This window comes from Virgibacillus salexigens (assembly GCF_014905415.1).
Classification (GTDB): Bacteria; Bacillota; Bacilli; order Bacillales; family Amphibacillaceae; genus Virgibacillus; species Virgibacillus salexigens.
On record NZ_BNEO01000174.1, the window covers coordinates 1 to 296 of the forward strand.

General features: G+C 33.8%; 1 protein-coding gene. It reads left to right on the forward strand.

Annotated features, from left to right (window positions below; genetic code table 11):
- Positions 1-55: 55 nt before the first annotated feature.
- Positions 56-296: hypothetical protein (locus tag JKP73_RS22730; RefSeq protein WP_200412048.1), on the forward strand; the 241-nt coding region annotated here is incomplete at its 3' end.

The following is a 296-nucleotide window of genomic DNA, read 5'->3' on the forward strand; positions in this document are numbered from 1 at the left end:
TTTCAAAGTTTGGCAAGATTTAGCTGATTACTTTGACGTTACGACTAGCTATATTATGGGAACTAGTGATTTTAGAACATATCAAGACGAAATTAATGAAATACAAACATCTGCCAAGGAAAATTACGGCGTTGAAGTTCCAGCGGAAATAATTAAAGATTATAAGGGAAACCCTGTATCCACTACCTACAATACTCTTGCTCTACGCACAGAAATGGCTAAAAAACTTCTTCCTGAATTAGACAAAATGATTTCTACAATTGATAGTTATTTATATAGCTCTCCCACGATTGATT